Source organism: Actinokineospora globicatena, from assembly GCF_024171945.1.
GTDB lineage: Bacteria > Actinomycetota > Actinomycetes > Mycobacteriales > Pseudonocardiaceae > Actinokineospora > Actinokineospora globicatena.
Map to the genome: position 1 here is coordinate 214,602 of NZ_JAMTCR010000002.1, position 24,287 is coordinate 238,888.

25 protein-coding genes are annotated in these 24,287 nt (G+C 70.7%); 9 read left to right on the plus strand and 16 right to left on the minus strand.

What is annotated here, in order from left to right:
• Positions 1-424 precede the first annotated feature (424 nt).
• Positions 425-3,388, minus strand: coding sequence for an AAA family ATPase (locus LV79_RS01035; protein ID WP_253831299.1), 2,964 nt, complete (start codon positions 3,386-3,388; stop codon positions 425-427).
• Positions 3,385-4,527, minus strand: coding sequence for an exonuclease SbcCD subunit D (locus LV79_RS01040; protein WP_253831300.1), 1,143 nt, complete (start codon positions 4,525-4,527; stop codon positions 3,385-3,387). Before LV79_RS01040 ends, LV79_RS01035 begins: the two co-directional genes overlap by 4 nt.
• Positions 4,528-4,651: 124 nt before the next feature.
• Here LV79_RS01040 and rmuC point away from each other — a divergent pair, with 124 nt between their 5' ends.
• Both rmuC and LV79_RS01050 read left to right on the plus strand, forming a co-directional pair.
• Complete coding sequence (rmuC, locus tag LV79_RS01045) at positions 4,652-5,587, plus strand: DNA recombination protein RmuC (RefSeq protein ID WP_253831301.1); 936 nt, start codon at positions 4,652-4,654, stop codon at positions 5,585-5,587.
• A 104-nt stretch (positions 5,588-5,691) separates the two neighbouring features.
• Positions 5,692-6,354 (plus strand): DUF6542 domain-containing protein, encoded by a 663-nt coding sequence (locus LV79_RS01050; protein WP_253831302.1) that lies wholly within the window; start codon positions 5,692-5,694, stop codon positions 6,352-6,354.
• Between the two features lie 498 nt (positions 6,355-6,852).
• Here LV79_RS01050 and phoH2 read toward each other — a convergent pair whose 3' ends face one another.
• Positions 6,853-8,220 (minus strand): RNA 5'-3' helicase PhoH2, encoded by a 1,368-nt coding sequence (phoH2, locus tag LV79_RS01055; protein ID WP_285470548.1) that lies wholly within the window; start codon positions 8,218-8,220, stop codon positions 6,853-6,855.
• A 494-nt stretch (positions 8,221-8,714) separates the two neighbouring features.
• The gene (locus LV79_RS01060; protein WP_177215635.1) at positions 8,715-9,491 is read right to left on the minus strand and encodes an isoprenyl transferase; all 777 of its coding nucleotides are present in this window, start codon (positions 9,489-9,491) and stop codon (positions 8,715-8,717) included.
• A 49-nt stretch (positions 9,492-9,540) separates the two neighbouring features.
• On the opposite strand from LV79_RS01060, the gene LV79_RS01065 reads away from it, so the two are divergent.
• Together LV79_RS01065 and trhA are read left to right on the plus strand one after the other, a co-directional pair.
• Positions 9,541-9,978 carry a CoA-binding protein gene (locus LV79_RS01065; protein ID WP_253831303.1) on the plus strand — a complete coding sequence of 146 codons (438 nt, stop codon included), beginning with the start codon at positions 9,541-9,543 and terminating at the stop codon, positions 9,976-9,978.
• Positions 9,979-10,094: 116 nt separating this feature from the next.
• A complete protein-coding gene (gene trhA, locus LV79_RS01070; protein ID WP_253835655.1) occupies positions 10,095-10,718 on the plus strand; it encodes a PAQR family membrane homeostasis protein TrhA in 624 nt (207 codons plus the stop codon).
• A gap of 1 nt (position 10,719) precedes the next feature.
• On the opposite strand, the gene LV79_RS01075 is transcribed toward trhA, so the two are convergent.
• The 7 genes from LV79_RS01075 to LV79_RS01105 all read right to left on the minus strand — a co-directional run bounded on the left by LV79_RS01075 (position 10,720) and on the right by LV79_RS01105 (position 16,424).
• Positions 10,720-10,926 carry a helix-turn-helix domain-containing protein gene (locus tag LV79_RS01075; protein WP_253831304.1) on the minus strand — a complete coding sequence of 69 codons (207 nt, stop codon included), beginning with the start codon at positions 10,924-10,926 and terminating at the stop codon, positions 10,720-10,722.
• Positions 10,926-11,405 (minus strand): DUF2975 domain-containing protein, encoded by a 480-nt coding sequence (locus tag LV79_RS01080; protein WP_253831305.1) that lies wholly within the window; start codon positions 11,403-11,405, stop codon positions 10,926-10,928. Before LV79_RS01080 ends, LV79_RS01075 begins: the two co-directional genes overlap by 1 nt.
• Positions 11,406-11,469: 64 nt before the next feature.
• Positions 11,470-12,018 carry a hypothetical protein gene (locus LV79_RS01085; RefSeq protein WP_253831306.1) on the minus strand — a complete coding sequence of 183 codons (549 nt, stop codon included), beginning with the start codon at positions 12,016-12,018 and terminating at the stop codon, positions 11,470-11,472.
• Positions 12,019-12,119: 101 nt separating this feature from the next.
• The gene (locus tag LV79_RS01090; protein ID WP_253831307.1) at positions 12,120-12,902 is read right to left on the minus strand and encodes an ABC transporter permease; all 783 of its coding nucleotides are present in this window, start codon (positions 12,900-12,902) and stop codon (positions 12,120-12,122) included.
• Positions 12,899-13,960, minus strand: coding sequence for an ABC transporter ATP-binding protein (locus tag LV79_RS01095; RefSeq protein ID WP_253831308.1), 1,062 nt, complete (start codon positions 13,958-13,960; stop codon positions 12,899-12,901). Before LV79_RS01095 ends, LV79_RS01090 begins: the two co-directional genes overlap by 4 nt.
• Before the next feature lie 68 nt (positions 13,961-14,028).
• On the minus strand, positions 14,029-15,465 hold the full coding sequence (gene guaB1, locus LV79_RS01100; RefSeq protein WP_253835657.1) for a GMP reductase: 1,437 nt from the start codon (positions 15,463-15,465) through the stop codon (positions 14,029-14,031).
• A gap of 5 nt (positions 15,466-15,470) precedes the next feature.
• A complete protein-coding gene (locus tag LV79_RS01105) occupies positions 15,471-16,424 on the minus strand; it encodes a hypothetical protein (protein ID WP_253831309.1) in 954 nt (317 codons plus the stop codon).
• A gap of 185 nt (positions 16,425-16,609) precedes the next feature.
• On the opposite strand from LV79_RS01105, the gene LV79_RS01110 reads away from it, so the two are divergent.
• Both LV79_RS01110 and LV79_RS01115 read left to right on the plus strand, forming a co-directional pair.
• Entirely contained in the window at positions 16,610-17,173 is a 564-nt protein-coding gene (locus tag LV79_RS01110; RefSeq protein ID WP_253831310.1) for a papain-like cysteine protease family protein, read from the plus strand.
• 5 nt (positions 17,174-17,178) lie between these two features.
• The gene (locus tag LV79_RS01115) at positions 17,179-17,919 is read left to right on the plus strand and encodes a hypothetical protein (protein WP_253831311.1); all 741 of its coding nucleotides are present in this window, start codon (positions 17,179-17,181) and stop codon (positions 17,917-17,919) included.
• A 257-nt stretch (positions 17,920-18,176) separates the two neighbouring features.
• On the opposite strand, the gene LV79_RS01120 is transcribed toward LV79_RS01115, so the two are convergent.
• From LV79_RS01120 to LV79_RS01135, 4 genes are read right to left on the minus strand one after another with little or no spacing between them, the layout of a single operon-like run.
• On the minus strand, positions 18,177-18,380 hold the full coding sequence (locus LV79_RS01120) for an exodeoxyribonuclease VII small subunit (RefSeq protein WP_253831312.1): 204 nt from the start codon (positions 18,378-18,380) through the stop codon (positions 18,177-18,179).
• The gene (locus LV79_RS01125) at positions 18,377-18,769 is read right to left on the minus strand and encodes a sugar ABC transporter substrate-binding protein (protein WP_253831313.1); all 393 of its coding nucleotides are present in this window, start codon (positions 18,767-18,769) and stop codon (positions 18,377-18,379) included. The genes LV79_RS01120 and LV79_RS01125 overlap by 4 nt, the downstream gene beginning before the upstream one ends.
• Positions 18,770-18,777: 8 nt before the next feature.
• Complete coding sequence (xseA, locus tag LV79_RS01130; protein WP_253831314.1) at positions 18,778-20,016, minus strand: exodeoxyribonuclease VII large subunit; 1,239 nt, start codon at positions 20,014-20,016, stop codon at positions 18,778-18,780.
• The gene (locus tag LV79_RS01135) at positions 20,013-20,594 is read right to left on the minus strand and encodes a lipid droplet-associated protein (protein ID WP_253831315.1); all 582 of its coding nucleotides are present in this window, start codon (positions 20,592-20,594) and stop codon (positions 20,013-20,015) included. Before LV79_RS01135 ends, xseA begins: the two co-directional genes overlap by 4 nt.
• Before the next feature lie 124 nt (positions 20,595-20,718).
• On the opposite strand from LV79_RS01135, the gene LV79_RS01140 reads away from it, so the two are divergent.
• Entirely contained in the window at positions 20,719-21,681 is a 963-nt protein-coding gene (locus tag LV79_RS01140; protein ID WP_253831316.1) for a 4-hydroxy-3-methylbut-2-enyl diphosphate reductase, read from the plus strand.
• Between the two features lie 8 nt (positions 21,682-21,689).
• On the opposite strand, the gene LV79_RS01145 is transcribed toward LV79_RS01140, so the two are convergent.
• Positions 21,690-22,229 carry a DUF4245 family protein gene (locus LV79_RS01145; protein WP_253831317.1) on the minus strand — a complete coding sequence of 180 codons (540 nt, stop codon included), beginning with the start codon at positions 22,227-22,229 and terminating at the stop codon, positions 21,690-21,692.
• A 154-nt stretch (positions 22,230-22,383) separates the two neighbouring features.
• On the opposite strand from LV79_RS01145, the gene glpX reads away from it, so the two are divergent.
• Positions 22,384-23,445 (plus strand): class II fructose-bisphosphatase, encoded by a 1,062-nt coding sequence (gene glpX / locus LV79_RS01150; RefSeq protein WP_253831318.1) that lies wholly within the window; start codon positions 22,384-22,386, stop codon positions 23,443-23,445.
• A gap of 188 nt (positions 23,446-23,633) precedes the next feature.
• Positions 23,634-24,287 carry a L,D-transpeptidase gene (locus LV79_RS01155; protein WP_253831319.1) on the plus strand — a complete coding sequence of 218 codons (654 nt, stop codon included), beginning with the start codon at positions 23,634-23,636 and terminating at the stop codon, positions 24,285-24,287.

Genomic DNA, 24,287 nt, shown 5'->3' on the forward strand with positions numbered 1-24,287 from the left:
CCACCCCACGCCCCCACCAAGCCCCCACACTCAGTCCCAACCCACCAGGTACGACTGGCTAGGCCTCCGACCGCCTTGCCCGGGACGCCCGCCGACAACGTCGGCCCCCCAAGCACCCGCCGACGACGTTGGCCACCCACCGCTCCACGAAGGCGCTGGTGCCAACTGCTCGATGGGGCGGACTTGTTTTGTGTGGGGGGACGGTACCTGTAGCGTCGGTAGCGGACAGGGCCATGCTTTTCGGCCCCTGCTTTGCGGTCCTGCCACGGGTGTCGTAGGGGCCCCGCGCAAAACAAGTTCGCCCCATCGAGCTCTTCACATTCTCGCGTCAGTTCGATGCCGCAGGCGAGGCGTTTCCCGCAGCGAAGCGAAGGCACGAGACCCGGACTTCCCCAGCTCAACGCCTACTCAGCCACAGCCACCCTCACACCGACAGCCGCAGCGTCGACCCACCCCTCCCCTTCAAAACCTTCACCCGAGTAGGAATCCGCTGCCGCAGCTCGTCCACATGCGACACGATCCCCACCACCCGCCCCCCATCCCGCAACTCGTCCAAGATCGCCATGACCTCGTCCAGTGTCCCAGCGTCCAACGTCCCGAACCCCTCATCCACGAACAGGGTGTCCAGCAACGCACCCCCGCCGCTCTCCGCCGCGACCACATCCGCCAGCCCCAACGCAAGCGCCAGGGAAGCCACAAACGACTCCCCACCGGACAGGGTCTTCGCAGGCCGCGTCATACCCGAGTAGTCATCCAGCACGTCCAACCCAAGCCCACCCCGGGTCCCCCGAGCCCCAGCCTGGTCAGAGTGCTCGAACGAGTACCGCCCCTGCGTCATCTTGCGCAACCGCTGGCTCGCAGCAGTGGCAACTTCCTCAAGGCGCGCAGCAAGCACGTAAGACCGCAGCGACATCTTCGTGCTGTTCTGCCCCCGACCGTTCACTACGTCAGTCAGCGCGTCCAACTCAGCGAACTCAGCCTCTATGGGCGCTAGCTCAGCCCAAGCCTTCTGCAGCAACGCCCCCAACCCAGCGAGTTGCTCTAGCCGCATTGAGGTCTCGCGGGCCACAGCAACAGCGTTCTCCGCGGACTCACGCGCTGCCGTGGCGGCTTCCAACAGAGGTGCCAAGTCGACGTCTAGGTCTGCCTCAATGCCAAACAGGTCAGGGTCGGACAAGGTAGCCCGGTGCTGCTGCTCAGCCTCGGTAGCCTCAACGAGCCTGCTGCGGAGCTTGTCGATGATCGGCTCAGTGCGAGCGGCGGCAAGAGCCTCCGCAAGCTCAAGGAAGCCGGCAACGGAGACCTGGTCTGCGAGAGCGTCGCGCTGCTCGCGGACGCGGTCGTGTGCGGTTAGTGCCTTCGCGTGGGCTTCGATGAGGGTGTCGATGGCGGTGACCGTGTCTAGGACGTGCTGGCGGCGCTCTACGACCGAGGTGTGCTCGCCGCGTGCTTCGTCCACGATGGACTCGCGGCGGAGGATGGCCGACTTCAGCTCAACGCCCTCTGCGGAGAGCCTGCCAGCCTCAACCTCTTGCTTGGCGTGTTCATTGCGCAGAGCCTCGTGATCGCGCTCTACGTTCCGGAGCGTGCGCTCTAGCGTCGGGTAGCGCGAAGCGAGTTCGTTAGAGGCAACGAACGCCTTGTCAGCTTCGGCGTAGGCGGCGGCGATGTCCTGGCCCTCCCAGGGGGTCAGCCGCTCCAAGAGAGTGTCGACGGCTGAACGGGCCCGAGTGAGGGCAATGCCTGCCTGCTCGCGAACTCGCAGTGCCGCTACCTCAGCCGTTTGCGCCCTCTGCTCGTCAGCTGCGGTAGCGGCACCGGTCGGAGTCGACGCTGGGTGCGGATGTTCGTGACCGCCGCAGACAGGGCAAGGGTCGCCGTCGGACAGTCCTGCGGCTAGCTCTGCGGCCATGCCGTCGAGTCGGAGTTGCCGGAGGCGCTGGACTTCCTCACGCGCGGCTTGGTGCTTGTCGGTCGCTGCCCGCGCGGCGTCTTCAGCGCCTACGACAGCCTTCCGCGCAGCTGGCAACGCCTTCTGGTTCCCTAGAGCGGCATCGATCTCCGAGCGCCGAGCACGTAGGCCGACCAACTCAGCGCGCGCGGTCGTCGCGGCGGTAAGAGCCTCGCGGGCCTTTACGAGCTGATCGGGATAAGACGTCAGCCGACGCTCGATCTGCACTAGGTCAGCACGGATCGCCTCTTCGCGCTCCACGAGCGCACTCAGCCGCCGCTTGTCAGCGCGCTGGTGTTCGGCCTCGGCGACCAGCTTCGCCAGTCCGCCGGCCTCTTCCCGGAGCTTGCCTACCGCCTCGCGCAAGGTCGGTAGCGCGGCGTCGGCCTCTTCAACGCCCCGCGCGGCCACCTTCTCGGCGCAGTCAGTCACCACGGCGTCCGCGTCATCGGCGCGCCGCTCGAGGGTCATCAGCTGCTCGGTAGCCGTGACGACCGGGACCGCGCGCTCGGCGGCCGCCAGTTCATCCCGCCACGCGATCCGCTCAGCGGCCTGGTGCGCCAGCTCGGCGAGCCCGTTGACGGCCCGGTGCACACGCTTCACGCGCCCCTGGAGGTCCCGACCGTCGAGCAACGCGTCCTCTGCCCGGACCCGGCGCTTCGCGGTCGCAGCGGCGGCCTCAGCGGCCTTCTCGGCGGCTTGCTCGGCGTCAGTCAGGATCCCGTCGAGCCACGGCAGGTCGGACCGCTCGGGCGGCTCGATGCCCGCGGCCTGGGCGAACCGGGCCAGCAGCACGGTCGACGCCGCCTGGCGCTCGTCACGTTCGCGGCCGAGTTCCCGGCGCTGGTCGCGGAACCACTGCTCGACCCGCTCGAAGTGCTCGGTGCCGAACAGCTTCTCCAGCAGCTTCTCGCGCTCCTCGGTGGAGGACCGGAGGAACCTCGCGAACTCGCCCTGCGGCAGCAGCACGACCTGGAAGAACTGCTCCTTCGTCATCCCGAGCAGCCGCTCGACCACGCGGGCGACCTCGTCGATGCGGGTCACGCCCTCGGGCCGGTGTCCGGACGGGGCGGCGCCAACCCAGGTCAGCGACGCCTTGGCCTGCTGCTTGGTCGTGCCGCCGCCGCGCCTCTTAGGGCGCTCGTACTCCGGGCTGCGGGTGATGCGGAGCCGGTGGTGCTGGACGGTCAGCTCCAGCGTCACCTCGGTGTGTGTGTCCGGGTCGGCATAGTCGCAACGCAGACGCTTAGCCTCCGCGCGAGCGCCTGGCACAGCACCGAAGAGCGCGAAGGCGACCGCGTCGAGCAGGGTCGTCTTACCGGCGCCAGTATCGCCGTGCAGGAGGAACAGGCCGTCGGCGCCTAGAGCGTCGAAGTCGACCTTCTCGGTCCCCACGAACGGCCCGAACCCGGTCAACTCCAGGAAGTGCAGCCTCACTCGCGCTCCTTACCAGCGACGGCAGCAAGAGCCTCCCGCAGTAGCGCGCGCTCGGAGTCGTTCGGCGGGCTGTTGCGGGTGTCCTCAACGAAGCAACAAGCGACTTCCTCGTCCGTGCGCCCCTTCACCGTCTCGGTGTACCGGCGGACACGCGGCTTGCCGCCCTCCGGTTGCCAGTCCAGGTGCAGCGCGTGGGGGAACCGTTCCCGCAACCGGCGCATGGCGTCTAGAGGACGGACCTGGTCGGTCAGCTCTACCGTCAGGAACTTCTCGACCTCGAACTCGTGCGCGGGGTCGGTCAGCAGGTCTTGGATCTGTCCGCGCAGACGCCCCAAAGCGCGCGGCACGGGCAGTTCGCGGCGCTCGACCCCGGCCAAACCGTTGGCGTCGAACTCAACGAGCCACACGGACTTGTGGTGGTTCGCCTCGGAGAACGAGTACGCCATAGGGCTTCCCGAGTAGCGCAAGTGCTCGGCGATGGTCTGCGGGCCGTGGAGGTGGCCGAGCGCGGCGTAGTCGATCCCGTCGAATAGAGCGCCCGGTACGTGGGGGACGCCACCGACAGCGATGGTGCGCTCGGAGTCGCTAGCCTCACCGCCGATCACGAAGGCGTGCGCGAGAACGACGGACCTAGTCCCGCGCACGGCCAAGTCGGCCTTGATCCGGCGCATAGCCTCACCGAGCACGGCAGCGTGACCGCGTAGCTCGGGGTCTCCTAGGGCGTGGCGAGCGAGCTCTGGTTCCAGGTAAGGGATGCCGTAGAAGGCAACAGGCCCGTGCGAGTCCTCTAGGAGCACCGGCTCGTGCAGATCCGCGATCGCGGTGCGCAGGTGCAGGCCGCCTGCCTTCGCGAACGCCGCGAACGCGCCGAGGCGGGGGGCCGAGTCGTGATTGCCCGGGGTGATGATGATCCGCGCACCCGCCGCCGCGATCCGGTGCAGCACGCGGGCGCACGCATCGACCGCCTCGGCTGAGGGCACCGCACGGTCATAGAGGTCACCGGAGACCACTACGACGTCCACGCGCTCGGTGTCGACGAGATCGGCGAGGCCGCCGAGCACCGATTCCTGCTCCGCGAGCAGGTCGCGGCCGTGGAACGTGCGTCCCACGTGCCAGTCGGAGGTGTGCAGGACCCGCATGGCGGGCCACGGTAGGCCGATCTTGCCCCCGATCGGGGGAGGCTCGCCGGTCGAACGCCCGTTCGAGTCTGGTTCTGTCGGGGCAATACGGTAGGGATCACTGCTGTACGAAGGAGGTGTTGCCGTGACCGCCGTGCTCGGCACGATCGTCGCCGTGCTCGTCCTGCTGCTGGTCGGGGCGGGCGGGCTGTTCTGGCGGCTCTACACCGACGCGCTGCGCCGGGCCGATGCCGCGCGCGCCGAGGTGGCCGCCGAGCGCAGCCGCTCGGACGGGCACCAGTCCGCGCTGCGCCGCTACGAGGTCGCCTTCGCGTCCATCAGCGGTCGCGGGGAACTCGGCGAGCAGGTGCTGGTGGAGACGGCGCGGTCGCTGGGGTTGCGCGAGGGCCTGCACTACACGCTGCAGACCGACGTGGCCGGTGGCGGCTCCGCGCGGCCGGACCTGCTGCTCGTGGTCGGCGACGACCGCCGCGTCCCGGTCGACGCCAAGATGAGCATGGCCACGTGGGCCGAGGCGGTGGAGACCGACGACGCCGAGGAGCGGCTCGACGCGCTGCGCGTGCACGTCCGCAACATCCGCTCGCGCGCGGCCGAGCTGGCGGGCAAGGGCTACCAGCGCTGGGCGGACGCGATCTACGGGACCGTCATGTTCGTCCCGTCGGACGCCGCCGTGGTCTCCGCGCTCGACACCGACCCGACGCTGCTGCGCTGGCTGCTGGACCGCCGGGTGTTCCTGTGCGGGCCGACGGGGTTCGCGGTGCTGGCCTCCGCCGCGCTGTTCGCCGCGACCGAGCGCACCCTGGCCGCCGACGTCGACGCGGTCCGCGCGGGTGCGGCCGCCGCCCACCGAAACGCGACCGCCGCGGTCGAGGCGGTCAACCTGTCCAGCACCCACCTGCAGCGGTTCCTGTCCGCGCGGCGGCGGGAACTGGACGCGCTGGAGCAGTTCCGCTCGACGGTGACCCCGCTGACCGACGCGTCCGGATCGCCGTCCCCGGTGCCGGACCTGCGCCGGGTCGAGGAGTTGGTGGCGGGGGGCGAGGAGGAGCTCACCGGGTGAACCAGGCATTTCGGACCTCGTGCGCGCGATAACGAGTGGACCCGGGGATCGGTTACGGCCAAGTCACGGCGCGTCATCGGCGGGACGGTCTAACGTGTGCGGGTGTGACCGCGACCCGCGATCGCCGAAGCGATCTTGACGACTCCCCCGCCGCGCCCGCGTGGGACGAACGGCCCATCCTCGGCCGCTCGCGCGGGCTGCCCTGGTGGGGCGCGATCCTGCTCGCCTGGGGCCTCACCGCCGTCGCCGCGGTGATCGACATGCAGGCGCAGGGCACCCTCGGCAAGATCTTCCAGGCGACCTACGTGATCAGCTGCGTCGCCGCGATCTGCCTGGTCCGCCGCGCGAACCTGTTCGGCCCCATGGTGCAACCGCCGCTGGTGTTCGCCATCGTCGCGGTCGTGGCCAACCTGGCCCTCGCCCCGACCGACGCGGGCGGCGGCAAGCGGACGCTGCTGATCACCATCGGCTTCCCCCTCACCAGCAACTTCCCCACGATGGCCATCACCACGGGCATCACCCTGGGGCTGGGCATCCTGCGGCTGTTCATGCAGCGCGACCCGGACCGGGTCTCGGGCTCTCGCTCCGGTTCCAGTTCGCGTTCAGGTTCTGGCTCGGGTTCCGGTGAGTCCGCGCGCGCCAAGGCCTCCGCGGCGTCCGCACGGCCCAAGTCGACCCGTGAGCGCCCCTCCGCCGAGCGCGGCTCCACCCGCACGACCGACCGCAAGCCCCCGCGCAAACCCCGCGACCGCGAAGACCGCGCCTGACTCTTCTCTTCCTGGCTGTCCAGTTGAGCTTCGGCGCGGCATTGTCGGCGCCTGATTCGGGGCGCCCGTGCGGCCGCTGGCAGGGTTTTCCGCCCGCCTGAAGCCCTGGATGTCCCGCCCCTATCGAGTGGATCTCACCCGCCCTGGTCCCATTCGCCCAGGTCGGTTTGTCCACAATGGGTCGAGTTATCCACAGGTTTTCGCCGTCACCCCTTCGAGCGAGGGGGTCCTTGTAGACTGAGCCTGGGGACGCCCCCCGGGACAGGGTGGGGGCCGGGGTTCGCGGGGGCAGCCTCCGGAACGGCGGCGCGGGGTGAGCCGAGGCGGCTGGATTTGGGGCTGTGGCCGGGATTTGTGCGGTTGTGGTGACCGGTGGCCGGGTTTTCGGGTGGCGGTAAGGGTTTCGGGCGAAGGTCCGGGTGTGGGACCGCAGGAAATGGGACTGCCGGTGACAGCGCTGGCGGGGGTCGCCAGGCTGCCACCGGCAGTTGGTGGGGGTTAGCCCGTGTGGTCTTCCAGCATCTCGGTCACCAGGGCCGCGATCGGGGAGCGTTCCGAGCGGGTCAGGGTGACGTGGGCGAAGAGCGGGTGGCCCTTGAGCTTCTCGATGACGGCGGCGACGCCGTCGTGGCGGCCCACGCGGAGGTTGTCGCGCTGGGCGACGTCGTGGGTGAGGACGACGCGGGAGCCGGAGCCGAGGCGGGAGAGCACCGTGAGCAGGACGTTGCGCTCCAGGGACTGGGCCTCGTCGACGATGACGAAGGTGTCGTGCAGGGAGCGGCCGCGGATGTGGGTCAGCGGCAGGACTTCCAGCATGCCCCGGTCCAGGACCTCGTCGATGACCGGCTTGCCGACCAGGGCGCCGAGGGTGTCGAACACCGCCTGCGCCCAGGGGAGCATCTTCTCGCTCTCGGTGCCCGGCAGGTAGCCGAGGTCCTGGCCGCCGACCGCGTACATCGGGCGGAACACGACGACCCGCTTGTGCAGGCCGCGCTCCATGACCGCCTCCAGCCCGGCGCACAGCGCGAGCGCGGACTTGCCGGTGCCCGCCCGGCCGCCGAGGGAGACGATGCCGATCTCGGGGTCGAGCAGCAGGTCCAGGGCGATGCGCTGCTCGGCGGAGCGGCCGTGCAGGCCGAAGGCCTCCCGGTCGCCGCGGACCAGGCGCACCTGCTTGTCGGCCGTGACCCGGCCCAGCGCGCTGGAGGACCCGGCCAATAAGCGCAGCCCGGTGTTGGTCGGGAGTTCGGCCGCCGCCGGGACGCCGTAGTCGGCGGGGTCGATGGCGCCGGACTCGAACAGCGCGTCGACCGCCTCCAGGGGCACGTCCAGGTCGGCCATGCCGTTCCACCCAGACGGGCTGACCTCCCCGGCGCGGTACTCGTCGGCGTCGAGGCCGACCGCGCCCGCCTTGACCCGCAGCGGGATGTCCTTGGTGACCAGGGTGACCGCGAGGCCCTCCGCGGCCAGGTTGAGCGCGCAGGCGAGGATCCTGGCGTCGTTGCCGTCGGTGCGGAAGCCGGGCGGCAGCACCGAGGGGTCGGAGTGGTTGAGCTCGATGTGCAGGGTGCCGTCACCGATCGGGATCGGCTTGTCGAGCCTGCCGTGCTGGCGCCGCAGGTCGTCGAGCAACCGGAGCGTCTCCCTGGCGAACCACCCCAGTTCCGGGTGGTGCCGCTTGCCCTCCAACTCGCTGATGACCACCAGCGGGACGACCACCGAGTGCTCGGCGAACCGGGTCAACGCCCAGGGGTCCGCCAGCAGTACGGAGGTGTCGAGGACGTAGGTGCGCCTGGCTGGGTCCGCCTCCTGGGGGGAACTCGACTGACGTGAGGAAAGGCCTGTGGACGAACGCGAAGCAGTCACGGCAACTCCCTCGCGAGCGCGGCACCCGCGCCCGCTTCCTCGGTGGGCCGGGCAACCGGCCCTGGCTGGGTTGCGATAGCGACGCACGGTCTTACCGGCGTCCACCTCGCTCCCCGCGGGAGCCGGGCGCCGGCCCCCTCGCGATCGTCACTCTCACGACCAGGGCCTCCCGGGACGGACCGCAGTGGACACGGCCCGACACTTCGAAAGCTACCTGCGAAGTCCGACAATCGGCACGCTGCCAGGCAGGTGATTTTCCATTTCGTCATCACCGTGACATCCCGGGTCTACGCGAACGCGCAGCGTTATCGACCCGGCACGCAGGTAGCACAACCGGTCACAGTTGGCAGCGGCCGAACGTGTCGTGGCATCCACACCCGGCCGGTAGGGGTACCGCCCCTAGCTCGCTTGACGCTGCGTATCGGACCGCCCCCGCGACCACCGGTACGGCGGTAAAACCCGCACCAAACCGGCGAAATGGTCGCTAGAGGTGATCAGGAGCCGAAACGCCGGTGGCGTATTCCGTACGCCCGGAGCGCGCGCAGGAAATCGGTGCGCCGGAAATCCGGCCAGTAGGCCTCGCAGAAGTGGAATTCCGAGTGCGCGGACTGCCAGAGCAGGAAGCCGGAGAGCCGCTGCTCGCCGGAGGTCCTGATCACCAGGTCCGGGTCGGGCTGGCCGGAGGTGTAGAGGTGCTCGGAGATGTGGTCGACGTCGAGCACCTCGGCGAGCGCCTCGATGCTGGTGCCCGCCTCGGCGTGCTGCTGCAGCAGCTTGCGCACCGCGTCGGCGATCTCCTGCCTGCCGCCGTAGCCGACCGCGATGTTGACCTCGACGCCCTCGCGGCCCGCCGCCCGGCCCGCGGCGGCCTTGAGCCTGGTCGCGGTCTCCACCGGCAGCACGTCCAACGCGCCGATGATGCGCAGCCGCCACGGCGCACCCGGCTCGGCCAGCTCGTCGACCACGTCGCCGATGATCTCCAGCAGCGGCTGCAGCTCGGCGGCGTCGCGGTTGAGGTTGTCGGTGGACAGCAGCCACAGGGTCACCACCTCGACCCCGGCTTCCTCGCACCAGCCGAGCAGGTCGGCGATGCGCCTGGCGCCCACCCGGTGGCCGTCGTTGACGTCGGTGAAGCCCGCCTCCCGCGCCCACCGCCGGTTCCCGTCGAGCATCACCCCGACGTGCCGGGGGGTACGCCCACCCGCCTGCTGGACGAGTCGCTTCTCGTAGATGCCATAGACGATGTCGGCCACGCGCCGCCGCAGACTCACGGCCGACAAGGTTACGCCGCACCGGGCCGCCACGGGGGACACTGGGGACGTGCACCGTACCGAGATCGATCCGATATGGCAGGACCTCGCCGTGCTGGAACGGCTGGTCAGGGAGTCGCGCACCATCGCGGTGGTCGGGCTGAGCGCCGACGAGCGCAGGCCGAGCCACGGCGTGGCGTCCTACCTGGTGGCCAGCGGCCTGACCCTCTTTCCGGTGAACCCGGCGCTGACCGAGTGGCAGGGGCTGCGCGCGTACCCGTCGCTGGCCGACGTGCCGGGCCCGATCGACGTGGTCGACGTGTTCCGCAGGCCCGAGCACGCCGTCGCCGTGGCGCACGAGGCCGTGGCGGTCGGCGCGGGGGCGCTGTGGCTGCAGCTCGGGGTCATCAGCCAGGAGGCGGCTGAGGTGGCCGCCGCGGGTGGGCTGGACGTGGTGGTGGACCGCTGCTTCGCGGTGGAGCACCGCGAGGTGGTGGGCTGGTCGTGAGGCCGGTTGTGGCCCGGCGCACACAACCCCGGCGGAAGAACCTACGGTCCCGTAACCTCGGTGGGGTGACGGCAGCGACCCCGACCGCGCCCGCCCAGCGGCACGCGAAGCCCCGCATGCGCGGTGTCATCCACATGTGGTCGTTCTTCCTGTCGTTCGCCACCGGCGGCACGCTGGTCTCGATGGCGGCGACCGTCTCGGCGACCGCCGCGCTGGCCACCGCCATCTACGGCGCCACCGTGCTCGGCCTCTTCGGCGTCAGCGCGCTCTACCACCGCCGCTGGTGGGTGACCAAGCGCGCGCACACCATGATGAAGCGGCTCGACCACTCGATGATCTTCCTGTTCATCGCGGGCACCTACACGCCGTTCAGCCTCCTGGCGATGGACCAGCCGACCGGCTACATCGTGCTCGCCGTGGTCTGGGGCGGCGCGGTCCTCGGCGTCGGCCTCAAGCTGCTCTGGCCGCACGCCCCGCGCTGGCTCGGCACCCCGATCTACATCGCCCTCGGCTGGGTCGCGGTGTTCGTACTGCCCCAACTGCTCGCACACGCCGGTGTCGCCGCCCTGGTGCTCCTACTGGTCGGCGGCCTCTTCTACACCGTCGGCGCCGTCTTCTACGCCACGAAGTGGCCGAACCCGTGGCCCGGCACCTTCGGCCACCACGAGTTCTTCCACGCCGCCACCGTCCTCGCCGCCATCTGCCACTACGTGGCGATCTGGCTGGCGATATACCCGTAGGTCAGTCCTCGACCCACTCGAGCAGGTCGCCCGGTTGGCACTCCAGGACGCGGCACATGGCCTCCAGGGTGCTGAAGCGGACGGCTTTGGCGCGGCCGTTCTTGAGGACCGCGACGTTGGCGGGGGTGAGGCCGACGCGTTCGGCGAACTCGCCGACGCTCATCTTGCGCTTGGCCAACTCGACGTCGATGCGGACCACGATCGGCATCAGATCACCGAGTCCAGGTCGGCGCGCAGCGCGGAGGCCTGGCGGAGCAGGGCGCGCAGGACGACCACGAGCAGCCCGACGACGGTGACGCCGACCGACAGCAAGAACAGCACGAGCGGGAGCCCCGGGTCGTTCGCGTTGAGCCCGACGTAGCCGAGCACCGCGAGCAGCACGGCGCCACCGGCGGCGATGGCCCACACGATGGCGTCCACCCACACCAGCGAGTCCTCGCTGAAGATCCGGTCGGTCTTGACCAGGGTGAGCAGCTTCCAGGTCGACACGATCACGACCTGCACGCACAGCACCCAGAACACCGTCACCCCGGTCGCGGGCCACCGCAGGTAGGCGAACTCGGGGTCCTCGCGCGCCATGTGCGCGAACTGCCCGGGCAGCGACATGGTCTGGAACAGGACCAGGACGCCGAAGAGCACGACCAGCAGGAACCGGAGCGGCAGGACCGCTCGATGCGCAGCAACCATGCATCGAGTGTCGCGGGGAATCTATCGAAAGTCAATCACTAGCTATCGCCTGTCGACCGAGTGCTCACCCGGTCAGCACGAAGCTGTCGACCACGCCGGTGGTGTTGCTGATGGGGGTGCCGAGCAGGCAGCCCACGACGCTGCCGAGGTAGCTGATGCCGGAGGTGACCTTGGTGGCGGACGCGTTCAGGTGCCTGCCCGCGGTGACCTCCCCCGTGAGGACGACGGTCTGGCCGACGACGGTGGAGTTCGTCCACCCGACCGTGCTCGTGGCACCGGTCCCGTCGAGCCAGGTGACGACCTCGGTCTCCGGCGGCAAACCGGGCACCACCGGCACGCAGGACAGGGTGGCGCTGTTGACCGCGGTGCCGGTCGCTGTGGGACCGACCAGGCAGGTGCCGTAGGTGTAGGTGGCCGCGGCGGTCACGGTCTGCGGGGTGGTGGTGACCGGCGGGGTGAACACCCGGCTGAACCCCCCGAGGCACTGCGCGTCGACCAGGCTGGCGACCGCTGGGGGCGCCGCGGCGGCCGGTGTCCAACTCGCACTCGTCACGGCCGCAGCCAAGACCGCGGCGACGACCAGCGCACGGCGGAGGACTCTGGGCGTCGTCATCTGGTTACCGCCTCGTTCGTCGAGTGGTTCGCCTGACGTCGCTGATCTTGCTCCAGCGGGGAACCCCCGGACAATGCGCCATCCCGGGGTTCACCGTTGGCTCAGTCCAAGGCGCGCCGCAGGAAGCCGCGGATGCCCAGGGTCCCGAAGCCCGCGCAGGCGGCGAGCATGACCAGGAGGCTGATCCAGACCGGGATGTGCGGCACGTGCGGGACCAGTTCGGCGCGCATGCCCTCGCTGACGTAGGTGAGCGGGTTGAGCGCGCACAGCACCTGGAACCAGCGGACGCTGTCGAGGCCCATCCACGGGAACTGGGTGGAGCCGGTGAACATCAGCGGCACCAGGATCACCGCGAACAGGATGTTGATCTGCCGGGGCTGCACCGAGGTGCCGATGGTCATCCCGATCGCGGCGCCGACCAGCGAGCCGAGGACGACGATCAGCATCACCGGCAGCCAGGCGGAGGCGGGCCAGGTGACGCCGTCGAGGATCAGGAAGCCGATGGGGATCATCAGCACCGCGGCCACCACCCCGCGCAGCGCGCCGAAGAGCATCTTCTCCACCGCGACCCAGGCGATCGGGATCGGCGCGAGCAGCCGGTCCTCGATCTCCCTGGTCCAGGAGAAGTCCATGATCAGCGGCATGGTGGTGTTCTGCAGCGCGCCGAGGAAGCCGTTGAGCGCGACGATGCCGGGCAGCAGGATGGCCGCGTAGTCCGGGCCGACGTAGCCGAGGTTGGCCAGCACCTTGCCGAAGATGAACAGCGTGAAGAACGGCTGGATGATCACCTGGGCCAGGAACGGCACCAGTTCCCGGCCGGTGACGAAGATGTCGCGCCACAGCACCGAGCCGAAGGTGCGCACGGGCGAACTGGCGGTGGTCATCGCAACTCCCGGCCGGTGAGGTGGATGAAGACGTCTTCGAGGCTGGGGGTGCCGATCGACAGGTCGGTGACCTCGCAGGCGGTGTCCCCTAGAACCCGCAGCACGGCCGGTAGGACTACCGCCGCCTCTTGTCCGGTGTAGAGCCGGAACTGGCCGGTGGTTGGGGTCGCCGCCGGGCCTTGGGCTTGGGCCTTTGCCGCGATGGCTGCTAGAGCGCCTGGCGGCAGACCGGGAGGTAGCGCTGACGGCACGGCGGGGCCGCCTGCGGCGATGCGCTCGACCCGTTCCACGCCTTCGATTCCGGTCAGGGCCTTCTCGACTAGCTCTGCCGGGGTGCTCACCAAGTTGACCGTGACGCTCACGGTGGTACTACCGGGCAGGCCACGGGTAAGAGCCGCTGGCGTGTCCAAGGCGAGGAGCTTGCCGTGGTCGACGATGCCGACCCGGTCGCACAGCTTGGCCGCCTCGTCCATGTCGTGCGTCGTGAGCACCACGGTGACGCCCTCGGCCCGCAGGTCCTTGACCCGGTCGTGCACGAACAGCCGCGCCTGCGGGTCCAACCCGGTCGACGGCTCGTCCAGGAACATCACCTTCGGCTGGTGCATCAGCGCCCGCGCGATCATCACCCGCTGCGCCTGCCCGCCGGAAACGATGTCGATGCGGTCCTTGGCCCGGTCGGCCAGCCCCATCCGCTCCAGGATCTCGTCGGCCCGCGCGGTGCGCTCGGCCCGCGGCACCCCGTGGTAGGCGGCGTGGAACAGCAGGTTCTGCCGGATGTTGAGCGATCTGTCCAAGTTGTTGCGCTGCGGCACCACGGCGAGCAACTGCCGCGCCCGCCGCGCGTCCCGGACGACGTCCACCCCGTGCACCGACACCTGTCCCGACGTCGGCAGCACCCGGGTGGTCAACACCCCGACGGTGGTGGTCTTCCCGGCTCCGTTGGGCCCCAACAAGCCGAACACCTCGCCCGCCTCGACGCCGAAACTCAGGCCGTCCACCGCGGGCTTGGGGTTCTTCTTGTACAGCTTGACAAGGTCACTGACCTCGACTGCTCTCACCGGGCAACCATATGCCCGTCGTCAAACGACTTGGGGCTGTGTTCGCTGTGGAGTGAACGACAAAACCCTCACCAACCGGACGGAAGGGGCCTACCCTCCGCGAAACCGGCAGCTGATTGGACGCCGACCGCGGCGCGGGCGTGGAACTCGGCCAAGTTCCCCGCACCCGCGTACGTGCACGCGGAGCGGACACCGGAGCAGATGGCGTCCAAGAGGTCCTCGACGCCGGGGGCCTTGGGGTCCAAGCGCATGCGGGACGACGAGATGCCTTCCTCGAACAGGGCCTTCCTGGCGCGGTCGAACCCGCTGTCGGCGCGGGTCCTGGCCGACACGGCGCGCTTGGACGCCATGCCGAAGGATTCCTTGTACGGGCGACCTTGTTCGTCGCGCAGCAGGTCGCCGGGGGACTCGTAGGTGCCCGCGAACCACGAACCGACCATCACCGACGACGCGCCCGCCGCCAGCGCCAACGCGACGTCGCGCGGGTGCCGGACACCGCCGTCGGCCCAGACGTGCTTGCCGAGGGAACGGGCCTCGGCAGCGCACTCCAGGACGGCGGAGAACTGGGGACGACCGACGCCGGTCATCATCCGCGTGGTGCACATCGCGCCGGGGCCGACACCGACCTTGATCACGTCGGCGCCCGCGTCCACCAGGTCACGCACGCCTTGCGCCGTCACGACATTGCCCGCGACCACGGGGATCGACGGGTTCAACGCGCGCACGCTCTTGAGCGCCGACAGCATCTTCTCCTGGTGCCCGTGCGCGGTGTCCACCACCAACGTGTCCACACCGGACTCCAGCAGCGCTGCCGCCTTCGCTGCGACATCGCCGTTGACACCCACGGCGGCGGCGATCCGCAACCTGCCGGACGCGTCCTGCGCAGGCGAGTAGATGTCCGCCCGCAACGCGCCGACACCGGTCAACACACCCGCGAGCCTGCCCTGCGGGTCCACCGCCAGCGCCACCCGCGCGGAGTGGTCGTGCAGGGAGTCGAAAACGGCCCGGGGCGGGCTGTCCACCGGCAGGATCACGATCGCGCGGTCCGCGACCTCACCCACCCTGGTGAACCGGTCCACGCCCAGGCACGCGGCCTCGTCGACCACGCCGACTGGACGACCCTCACCGTCGACGACGACCACCGCGCCGTGCGCCCGCTTCGGCAGCAGGTTCAACGCGTCGGCAACCGAGTCGCCAGCCGTCAGCACCAACGGCGTGTCCCACACCAAGTGCCGCGACTTCACCCAGGCCACGATGTCGCCGACGGCGGCAGGGTCAACATCCTGCGGTAGCACTACCAGGCCACCGCGGCGAGCGACCGTCTCGGCCATCCTGCGGCCCGCGACGGCGGTCATGTTCGCGACCACGATCGGGATGGTCGCCCCAGTGCCGTCGGAGGTCCCCAGGTCGACGTCGAACCGGCTGGTGACCGCGGAGCGGCCGGGCACCAGGAAGACGTCGTCGTAGGTCAGGTCATGGGCGGGCTCGCCGTTGAGGAAGCGCACCCCGGTCACGGTACGGGGTGCACCACGGGTTCTGCCGGATTCTCCGACCACTCCAGGGTGATACCGGCTATTCCGCTGTCGACCCCTGGGTAGTACGCACTCACGACGTACCCCCGATCGCAGTAGAGGTCAGCGGAGACCAAGGGCGGGCGCATGTCGTTGGTCCGCACCTCTTGCACGCAACGGGCAGGCAAGTCGTCCGGCGGTAGCTCTAACTGGAGCAGGAAGGGCCCACTGGGCTCGCGGAAGATCCGGTAGTAGCCGGGGCACTCCAGCTCCGAGTTGTCGTCCAGCGAGTAGCTGAGCACGACGGTGTCGCCCTCGGCGAGCCTGCGGTCGAACATCAGCTCGAACGCCACGCAGATCCCCTTGCGCCGCACCCGCCCCAACCGGCACCCGTCCCCGGCCACGATCCGCACCCGGGCGACGTCGCAGTCAGGCTCACCGTGGTAGACCGCGATGTAGCGGTCGATCCCCGGTTCGCGCGCGACGCTCACCAGCCGGGTCTGGATGCGGCCCTGGGTGCGGTCGGCGGCGATGCTGACCCGCTCGTGGGTCATCCGCAGCTCCATGCCCGCGTTGCAGCGCTCGGGGTCCACGCCGAGTTGGGCCAGCAGCTCCCTGGTCGTCGGGCCCGCCACCACCAGCTCCGAGAACGACGCCGACGGCTTGCGCGGCCTGCTGCCGCGCTGGCGGGGTCCGATGAGCACCACGAGCGAGTCGACTGGCAGGCCGAGCACGATCTCCAGCCCGCGCACGGCCGACATCGCGTGCGGCATGTCCGGGTGACGGAGGCCGCGCTGCCAGTAACTGAGCGTGGACTCCGCGACGGTCACCTCGATCCGGGCCAGGTGCGCCCGCAACCGCGCCAGGGACAGCCCCCGGTGCTCGATCGCCGTGCGCAGGGCCACGTGGAACGGGCCGCGGCGCAGTGCGTCGGCCAGCGCGTCTGCGGTCACGGCGACTCCGGGACGTTCTCGAACGGGTGAACGGTGGTGAATGTTCACAGTAGCCACGCACTACCGGTCGGTAAAGGTGCGCCGTCGCCCTGGAACGGTCCGGGGCCCCTTGTCCGGCCCTTGTCGCCCGAAACGCGGTGATCGCACCCTTCCGTGCACTCCACCCTGCGTCTTCAGGAGGCACCATGTCCCGCCCCGCGACCCGCTCGGCGCTGGCGGCCACCCTCGTGGCCGTCCTCGCCTGGCTGGTCAGCTCACCGGCGACGGCCCAAGCCGCCGCCGCGTTCACCATGCAGGCCCAGCAGCAGAGCAACTGGTGCTGGGCCGCGTCCGGCACGTCGATCGCCGCGTCCCACGGCGTGACCGTGTCCCAGAACAACTTCTGCGCGCTGGCCAAGAACCGCAACACCGGCACGCAGTGCCCGAACGACCAGGCCGACCTGGCCCAGGTCCGCAACGGCTTCTCCCGCTTGGGCTTCAGCAACCCGGGTTCCTACGTCTACAACACGATCAGCTACTCGGCGGTGCAGTCCCAGATCAACGCCGCGCAGCCGGTCGAGACCCGGATCCTGTGGAAGTCCGGCGGCGGCCACATGCACGTGCTCTACGGCGTCGACACGTCCAAGAGCTGGGTGTACTGGGGCGACCCGTGGCCCGACAACTACCGCTACAACTGGGCCACCTACAGCTACTACGTCAACAACTCCAGCTTCTCGTGGACCCACACCCTGACCGGAATCCGGCGGTGAACGGCATGCGCAAGATCCTCACAACCCTCGCACTCACCGCTATCGGTGTCCTGAGCCTGTCCAGCCATGCGGGCGCCGACCCGGTCGAAGGCACGGTCACGGCCGCCGACAGCGCCAAGGCCCAAGCGGCCGCCAGCGCTCCGGACGTCACGGCGACCGTGGGCAAGTTCCTCGGCACCACGGGCTTCGCGGCTCCCCAGGTCGGGGGCTCGTCGGTCGCGGTCTACGAACTCAGCCCCGACTTCGTGTCCGGCCGCTCCCCCAAGGTCGGCCGCCTCGCCTACGTCGCCGTCCCCGCGACCGCGGGTGGCGCTACCGCCTCGGTGTGGACCGTGCGCTCGCCCTCCGGCGCGTGGACGGTCGCCAACATCGCGGCGGGCGACCTGGAGTTCCGCAACGCGGGCAAGATCCCCGCGGGCGCGCTCCTGCTCCGCGAACCGCAGACCAACACCTGGTACGCGGTCACGGGCAACGCCATCCGCTCCCTCACCACCGGGAAGTCCCAAACGCTGGCCCAGTACCAGCGCGACGTCGCCACCCGCTACGCCGACAAACTCCCCGGCTCCGCCTACGACCGCTCCGGCATGGCGGGCGGCTTCGCCTCCCCGAGCACGGGCACGGTCAGCCCCACCGGTACCGGAACACCCGGTAGCGCGACCGCGCCCTGGGCAGTACTCGGGATCCTGGTGCTCGGCGTCGCCGCGGTGGTCTTGACCACCACCGCCCCTGCACTGCGACGACGCTGACACCCGCGGGTGGCGGCGGCCCTGGCTTGAGGAGGTCTCGGGCCGCCGCCACCCGCACCAGTCCACCCCGGACCCACGCCAGTCCACTCCGGACACAGCGCGGGTCCGTTCACGACAGGGACGCAAATCTGCCGGTACTGGCGCCAGAACCCCCGCTGGCCAAGATCAAACGGCGCTGAGCAGCCCCCGATATACAGCTTACCGAGAGGGGCTGACAGGTTGGCCGTGGTGACGCGGCGCCTGTGGACAACTCCGGGTTAGCGGTCCTCGGCTTCGGCGGCGGCGAGGGCTGTTTCGACGCGTTCGCGGGCGCCTGCCAGGTGGCGGTCGCAGGTTTTGGCGAGGGATTCGCCGCGTTCCCAGAGGGTGAGGGATTCCTCCAGGGGGAGGCCACCGGCTTCCAGTTTGGCGACTACCGCGGCTAGTTCGTCTCGGGCTTGTTCGTAGCCGGGTTCGGTCACCGTGTTGGGCTTTCCTGTCGGGTGTGGGCTCGGGCGATGGCGGCGGCGATGGCTTGGTCGTAGCCGATGAAGGCCTCGGCGAAGTCCTCGCCGTCGCGGTCGGCGACGGCTTCCTCGATGCGGCAGCGGGCCTCGTCGATGCGGCCGCGGTTGCCGTCGGTGGCGTAGGTCGCGGCGGCGGCGGCGAGTTCGCGCAGGCGGGTGGGGAGCTGGTGGCGGCCGGGGGCGTCGCAGCCCGCGAGCAGGGCGGCCCAGCACTCGGCGGCCGCGGAGTCGGCGCGGCGCGCGGTGGCCTGGACCACCTGGGCGGCTGGGCCGTGGGTGGCGCAGGCGGTCCTGGCCGTGGACAGGGTGAGCGGGAGGAACGTGGGTTCGCGGCAGGTCCGCATGGTCTCGATCAGCTCCCTTCGCCCTCCGGGCCGCCGGTGACGACCGCGTGCAGTGCGCCGTCGGCGAGCCGGATCCGGACCTCGGTGCCCTCGCCCGCGTCCTCGGTGGAGCGGAGGACGCGGGGAGTCCCGTCGGCGTCGGTGTGCTGTACGACCGCGTACCCCCGGGCAAGGGTGGCGGCTGGCCCCAAGGTCGTCAAGCGGGCTTTCGTCGCGTTCAGCGCCGCGCGCTCCTCGGCCAGCCGCGCCAGCAGTGCCCGGCGACCCCGCTCGACCAGCGAATCGACCTGCTCCGCGCGCCGCAGCAGCGGCGTGATCGGGTCGGCGAGCACCGGCCTGCTGCGCAGCTGGGTGAGCAGCCGGACCTCGCGATCCACCCATCCGTGCAACGCCCGGCGGGCGCGGTCGCGCAGCTGGCGGACCCTGGCGACCTCCTCGGCCACGTCCGGGACCACCCGTTTGCCCGCGTCGGTCGGCGTGGAGCAGCGCAGGTCGGCGACGTGGTCGAGCAGCGGGGTGTCCGGCTCGTGCCCGATCGCGCTGAGCACCGGGGTGCGGCAGTCGGCGACCGCGCGGCACAGCGCCTCGTCGGAGAACGGCAGCAGGTCCTCGACGCTGCCGCCGCCGCGGGCGATCACGATGACCTCGACCTCGGGGTCGCGGTCGAGCACCCGCAGCGCGTCCAGGATCTGCGGCACCGCCAGCGAGCCCTGCACGGCGACGTTCTCCACCCGGAACCGGACCGCGGGCCACCGGGCGGTCGCGTTGGCCAGCACGTCGCGCTCCGCGGCCGACGCCCGACCGGTGATCAGGCCGACCTTGGCGGGCAGGAACGGCGGGCGGCGCTTGCGGCGCGGGTCGAACATGCCCTCGGCGGCCAGCAGCCTGCGCAGCCGCTCGACCCGGGCCAGCAGCTCACCGATGCCGACCGAGCGGATCTCGTCGGCGCGCAGGCTCAGCGTGCCGCGGTTGAGGTAGAAGGTCGGCTTGGCGTGCACGACGACCCGCGCGCCGTCGGACAGCGGCGGTTCGTGCGCGCGCAGCAGCTGCGTCGAGCAGGTCACCGTCATCGACACGTCCGCGGCGGGGTCGCGCAGGGTGAGGAACGCGGTACCGGTGCCCGGCCGGGCCGAGATCTGGGTGACCTGGCCCTCCACCCACACGGTGCCCAGCTTGTGCACCCAGTCGGCGATCTTGCGGGCGACCGTGCGGACCGGCCACGGCTCCTCGGCGGTGGGCGCGCTCACGTGGCGGGGGTGTCCCGCAGCGCGGCCAACCTGCGGGTGAGCATGCCCACGTACGACGGGCGGTTGCCGGTGGCCCGCTCGTGCGCCAGCAGCTCCTCCAGCGCGGCGACGTCGAACCCGCGCAGCCTGGCCCGCAGCTGGGCCAGCGACAGCTCCCCGTAGTTGGGCACCGACGCGGGACCGGCCACCGGCGCGACCGGCTCGTCCTCGACCAGCACCGGCTCAACAGCGTCGACGACCTCGGCGTCGGCCACGACCGGCACAGGAGCGGCCTTGACCGGCCCGGGGGCGTCGTCGTCGGCCAGGTCGAAGGTGGCGGGCTGGTCGTCGTCGGCCAGGTCCTCGTCGAAGGTCGCCCACTCCGGCTCGTCCTCCACCGGGCGCAGCGCGGCCAGCGCCTCGTCGCCCTTGACGGCCAGCTCGGTGACGTGCTGCTGCACCCGCATGGACACCTGCAGCGCCTGGCTGGCCACCGTGACCGGCAGCCCGGCGATCCGGGTGGGCAGGTCGCGGGCGTGCTCAAGCGCGGTGGCGGCGAGCCCCGCCGCGACCCGCAGCGGCAGCGGGAGTGACTTCATGGTTCCTAGCCTGCCCGAGTCCGCCGGATCTGCACAGCGACCCGGCCGGGGGCGCACGGCGTGTGACAGCTCCGACACCCGGCCGAACAGGAGCGCGCCGGTCAGCGCCCGTACCCTGGACGGTATGAGCGCCACCACGAAACGCGTCCTGCTCGCCAAGCCGCGCGGCTACTGCGCGGGCGTCGACCGCGCGGTCATCACCGTGGAGCAGGCGCTGGAGACCTACGGGCCACCGGTGTACGTGCGCAAGGAGATCGTCCACAACAAGCACGTCGTGGAGACCCTGCGCGACCGCGGCGCCATCTTCGTCGACGAGGCCGACGAGGTGCCCGAGGGCGCGCTCGTCGTGTTCTCCGCGCACGGCGTGTCACCCGCGGTGCACGAGCAGGCGGCCGAGCGCAACCTGCGCACCATCGACGCGACCTGCCCGCTGGTCACCAAGGTCCACTTCGAGGCCAAGCGGTTCGCCAAGGACGACTACGACATCCTGCTCATCGGCCACGAGGGCCACGAGGAGGTCGAGGGCACCGCGGGCGAGGCGCCCGACCACGTGCAGCTGGTGGACACCGCCGAGGACGTGGACAAGGTCGTGGTGCGCGACCCGTCGAAGGTCATCTGGCTCTCGCAGACCACGCTGTCGGTCGACGAGACCCTGGAGCGGGTCGACCAGCTGCGGGAGCGCTTCCCCGACCTGCAGAACCCGCCGAGCGACGACATCTGCTACGCCACCTCGAACCGGCAGACCGCCGTCAAGGCCATGGCGCCGCAGTGCGAGCTGGTGATCGTGGTCGGCTCGCAGAACTCGTCGAACTCCAAGCGGCTCGTCGAGGTCGCGCTGCAGGCGGGCGCGAACGCCTCGTACCTGGTCGACTTCGCCAAGGAGGTCGACGAGTCGTGGTTGGACGGTGTCACCACGGTCGGCGTCACCAGCGGCGCCTCGGTGCCCGACATCCTGGTGATGGACCTGGTCGCGTGGCTGGCCGAGCGCGGCTACGGCGAGGTCGAGGAGATCACCACGGCTGAGGAGAAGGTCACCTTCTCGCTGCCCGCCGAGCTGCGCAAGGCCCGCAAGGCCGCCGCCAACTAGCGGTCCGACTAGCCCGTGGCGGCCGCGGCGAGCAGCCGGAAGTCCGCGTCGGTGGCGTTGCCGGTGATCAGCAACCGCACGCCGGAGACGTCGGCGACCCAGGCGAGCTCGTCGCGGCGGCCGGGGAACACCGTCCACTGTGTCCCGTCGACGGTCACCGCCTCCTTGGCCAGCCCGAGGGTGCCGACCTCGGCGGACACCAGGTCGGTCAGCTCCGCGTCGGACTGGCTGAGCTGGATGAAGTGCTCCGGGGTCAGCCAGCCCGCGCGCACCACTCGGCCGTTCGGGTCGACCCGGCCGCTGCTGTAGGAGTTGCCCTGCCAGGCCGCGGGCACCGACGGCACCCGCACCCGGAACGGCGCCTGCGCGCGGGAGAGCCCCGCGGTGACGTCGACCCGCGGCGCCGACGCCGGGTCGGCCTGCGGTGCGCCGGGGCTGAACGTGCACGCCCTGGTCAGCAGCAGCGGGGTGCCGACGATGAGCAGCAGCGCCAGCAGCGACAGCAGGATGTCGCGCGGGCCGTGGGTCAGCCGGTTGCCGGGAGCCATTGCCCAATAGTCGCAACCCGGGTACCCCGTCCTCGCACCAGCACCGCGTGACGAGCAGCACGGCCGTCGACGTAGGCAGGTACACACCGTGGTCTGGGAGGATGCGGATTGGTCTGCACAGCTGCAGGCTGCCCGCGCCGATCCGGGAGGCAGTATGAGCACTCCGACCACCACTTCGACCGCCGCGCGACGCCGGGAGGCACCCGACCGCAACCTGGCGATGGAGTTGGTCAGGGTCACCGAGGCCGCCGCGATGGCGGCGGGCCGCTGGGTGGGCCGCGGCGACAAGAACGGCGGTGACCAGGCGGCCGTCGACGCGATGCGGATGCTGATCGGCACGGTCACCATGCGCGGTGTCGTGGTCATCGGCGAGGGCGAGAAGGACGAGGCGCCCATGCTGTTCAACGGCGAGGAGGTCGGCAACGGCGAAGGCCCCGACTGCGACGTCGCGGTCGACCCGATCGACGGCACCACGCTGATGTCCAAGGGCATGCCGAACGCGATCGCGGTGCTGGCCGTCGCCGAGCGCGGCGCCATGTTCGACCCGTCGGCGGTGTTCTACATGGAGAAGCTCGCGGTCGGCCCCGAGGCGGCCGACGTGGTCGACATCACCGCGCCGGTCGCGGAGAACATCCGCCGGGTCGCCAAGGCCAAGCACACCGACGTCTCCGACGTCACCGTGTGCATCCTGGACCGGCCGCGGCACGAGCACCTGGTCAAGGAGGTCCGCGAGGCGGGCGCCCGGATCCACTTCATCTCCGACGGCGACGTGGCAGGCGCGATCTCCGCCGCCCGGCCCAACACCGGCGTCGACCTGCTGCTGGGCATCGGCGGCACCCCGGAGGGCATCATCGCCGCCGCCGCGCTCAAGTGCATGGGCGGCGCCATCCAGGGCAAGCTGTGGCCCAAGGACGACGCCGAGCGCGGCCGGGCCATCGACGCGGGCCACGACCTGGACCGGGTGCTGCTGACCGACGACCTGGTGCGCGGCGACAACGTGTTCTTCTGCGCCACCGGCATCACCGACGGTGACCTGCTGCGCGGCGTGCACTACCGCTCGGGCGGCTGCACCACCCAGTCGATCGTGATGCGCTCCAAGTCCGGCACCGTGCGGATGATCGACGGCTTCCACCGGCTGACCAAGCTGCGCGAGTACTCGTCGGTCGACTTCGACATCGACACCGCGGACGGCGACGCGATCCCGCCGCTGCCGTAGGCGGCGAGTCGTAGTCGGCGGTCGACTAGCCGAGTCGGGGGGAGTGCGGGACGGTCGCAGGGGCGGCGGAAACCTGCCGCTCGGGTAACGGATCGGTCGCGGCGGACAACCCCACGCGCTCCCCGGTCGTCACCTCTGTCGACGGGGCGTCTACCCAGATGCCCGCTGGGGTAGTCGAGGAGCGAGCCATGAAGGTCAACCGGCTGATCGCGGGTGCCGCGGTCGCCGCGGGCGCACTGCTGGCCACGGCGTGCGGCACGGGTGACGCCGCGCCCGCCGCCCAGCAGGTCCAGGCCGCGACGACGACCAGCACGACCAGCCCCACGACGACCACCACGACCACGGTGGCGCCGACCACGACCACCACCACGGTCGCGCCGACCACGACGGTGGCGCCGACGACCACCACGAAGAAGCCGGTCCCCACGACCACGACCACCAAGAAGCCGAAGCCGTCGACGACGGCCAAGCCCGCCCCCGCCCCGGTGGAGGGCGTGCCGTGCGCGGCGACGGTGTCGGCGTGCATCGACCTGTCGGCGAACAAGTCGTGGCTGCTCAAGGACGGCAAGGTCGTGCTCGGCCCGGTGCCGATCACCCACGGGCGCCCCGGCTTCCGGACCCCCGTCGGCACCTTCAAGGTGGGCTGGAAGGACATCGACCACAAGAGCAGCGAGTTCAACAACGCCCCGATGCCGTACTCGGTGTTCTTCAACGGCGGCATCGCGTTCCACCAGGGCAGCCTGAAGGTGCAGAGCCACGGCTGCATCCACCTGTCGGCGTCGGCGGCGAAGGCCTTCTTCAACGGCCTCGCGGTCGGGAACACGGTGCAGGTAGTCGCGTAG

Coding starts and splice junctions, on each gene's coding strand:
- LV79_RS01040 (WP_253831300.1), bottom strand. CDS start 4,527: ATGCGGGTCCTGCACACCTCCGACTGGCACGTGGGACGCACGTTCCAC.
- trhA (WP_253835655.1), top strand. CDS start 10,095: ATGCGCGGTGTCATCCACATGTGGTCGTTCTTCCTGTCGTTCGCCACC.
- LV79_RS01075 (WP_253831304.1), bottom strand. CDS start 10,926: ATGCCGATCGTGGTCCGCATCGACGTCGAGTTGGCCAAGCGCAAGATG.
- LV79_RS01080 (WP_253831305.1), bottom strand. CDS start 11,405: ATGGTTGCTGCGCATCGAGCGGTCCTGCCGCTCCGGTTCCTGCTGGTC.
- LV79_RS01085 (WP_253831306.1), bottom strand. CDS start 12,018: ATGACGACGCCCAGAGTCCTCCGCCGTGCGCTGGTCGTCGCCGCGGTC.
- LV79_RS01090 (WP_253831307.1), bottom strand. CDS start 12,902: ATGACCACCGCCAGTTCGCCCGTGCGCACCTTCGGCTCGGTGCTGTGG.
- LV79_RS01110 (WP_253831310.1), top strand. CDS start 16,610: ATGTCCCGCCCCGCGACCCGCTCGGCGCTGGCGGCCACCCTCGTGGCC.
- LV79_RS01115 (WP_253831311.1), top strand. CDS start 17,179: ATGCGCAAGATCCTCACAACCCTCGCACTCACCGCTATCGGTGTCCTG.
- LV79_RS01125 (WP_253831313.1), bottom strand. CDS start 18,769: ATGCGGACCTGCCGCGAACCCACGTTCCTCCCGCTCACCCTGTCCACG.
- LV79_RS01135 (WP_253831315.1), bottom strand. CDS start 20,594: ATGAAGTCACTCCCGCTGCCGCTGCGGGTCGCGGCGGGGCTCGCCGCC.
- LV79_RS01140 (WP_253831316.1), top strand. CDS start 20,719: ATGAGCGCCACCACGAAACGCGTCCTGCTCGCCAAGCCGCGCGGCTAC.
- LV79_RS01145 (WP_253831317.1), bottom strand. CDS start 22,229: ATGGCTCCCGGCAACCGGCTGACCCACGGCCCGCGCGACATCCTGCTG.
- glpX (WP_253831318.1), top strand. CDS start 22,384: ATGAGCACTCCGACCACCACTTCGACCGCCGCGCGACGCCGGGAGGCA.
- LV79_RS01155 (WP_253831319.1), top strand. CDS start 23,634: ATGAAGGTCAACCGGCTGATCGCGGGTGCCGCGGTCGCCGCGGGCGCA.